Origin of the sequence: Streptococcus sp., from assembly GCF_019414905.1 — a bacterium.
Lineage (GTDB): Bacteria > Bacillota > Bacilli > Lactobacillales > Streptococcaceae > Streptococcus.
This window is the reverse complement of the sequence record NZ_DXLC01000162.1, coordinates 1-1,645: the sequence shown is the minus strand read 5'-3', so window position 1 is coordinate 1,645 and position 1,645 is coordinate 1. Positions and strand designations below refer to the sequence as shown.

At 43.0% G+C, this 1,645-nt stretch carries 2 protein-coding genes; both read left to right on the top strand.

What is annotated here, in order from left to right:
• Positions 1 to 966: NADP-dependent phosphogluconate dehydrogenase (gndA, locus tag QZ359_RS04770; RefSeq protein ID WP_293963386.1), on the top strand; the 966-nt coding region annotated here is incomplete at its 5' end.
• Positions 967 to 977: 11 nt separating this feature from the next.
• A partial coding sequence (locus tag QZ359_RS04765; RefSeq protein WP_293963384.1) for a response regulator transcription factor occupies positions 978 to 1,645 on the top strand: 668 nt, incomplete at its 3' end.

Here is a 1,645-nt window from a genome sequence, read left to right as displayed (position 1 = left end):
GATGTTCTTGAAGAAATCTCAGCTAAAGCACCAGAAGATGGCAAACCATGTGTGACTTACATCGGTCCTGATGGAGCTGGTCACTATGTGAAAATGGTTCACAACGGTATCGAGTATGGTGATATGCAATTGATCGCAGAAAGCTATGACTTGATGCAACACTTGCTAGGTCTTTCAGCAGAAGATATGGCTGAAATCTTTACTGAGTGGAACAAGGGTGAATTAGACAGCTACTTGATTGAAATCACAGCTGATATCTTGAGCCGTAAAGACGACGAAGGTCAAGATGGACCAATCGTAGACTACATCCTTGATGCTGCAGGTAACAAGGGAACTGGTAAATGGACTAGCCAATCATCACTTGACCTTGGTGTGCCATTGTCACTCATCACAGAATCAGTATTTGCACGTTACATCTCTACTTACAAAGAAGAACGTGTACATGCTAGCAAGGTTCTTCCAAAACCAGCTGCCTTCAAATTTGAAGGAGACAAGGCTGAGTTGATTGAAAAGATTCGTCAAGCCCTTTACTTCTCAAAAATCATTTCATACGCACAAGGTTTTGCTCAATTGCGTGTAGCTTCTAAAGAAAACAACTGGAACTTGCCATTTGCAGACATCGCATCTATCTGGCGTGATGGCTGTATCATCCGTTCTCGTTTCTTGCAAAAGATTACTGATGCTTATAACCGTGATGCAGACCTTGCTAACCTTCTTTTGGATGAGTACTTCTTGGATGTTACTGCTAAGTATCAACAAGCAGTGCGTGATATCGTAGCTCTTGCTGTTCAAGCTGGTGTGCCAGTACCAACCTTCTCAGCAGCTATTACTTACTTTGATAGCTACCGTTCAGCTGACCTTCCAGCTAACTTGATCCAAGCGCAACGTGACTACTTTGGTGCCCACACTTACCAACGTAAAGACAAAGAAGGAACATTCCACTACTCTTGGTATGACGAAAAATAAGTAGGTCTGCCATGGGGAAACGGATTTTATTACTTGAGAAAGAACGAAATCTAGCTCATTTTTTAAGTTTGGAACTCCAAAAAGAGCAATACCGAGTTGATCAGGTTGAGGAGGGGCAAAAAGCCCTCTCCATGGCTCTTCAGACAGACTATGACTTGATTTTATTGAATGCTCGTCTGGGGGATATGACAGCCCAGGATTTTGCAGACAAGCTGAGTCGGACTAAGCCAGCCTCAGTCATTATGGTCTTGGACCATCGTGAAGAATTGCAAGATCAGATTGAAACAATCCAACACTTTGCCGTTTCTTATATCTATAAGCCAGTTATTATTGAGAATCTGGTAGCTCGTATTTCAGCGATTTTCCGAGGTCGGGACTTTATCGATCAACACTGCAGTCAGATGAAGGTTCCAACGTCTTACCGCAATCTGCGTATGGATGTAGAACATCATACTGTTTATCGTGGCGAAGAGATGATTGCTCTGACCCGTCGTGAGTATGACCTCTTGGCTACTCTTATGGGAAGCAAGAAAGTTCTGACTCGTGAGCAGTTGTTGGAAAGTGTCTGGAAGTATGAAAGTGCGACCGAAACAAATATCGTGGATGTCTACATCCGTTATCTACGTAGCAAGCTTGATGTAAAAGGTCAAAAAAGCTACATTAAAACCGTGCGTGGTGT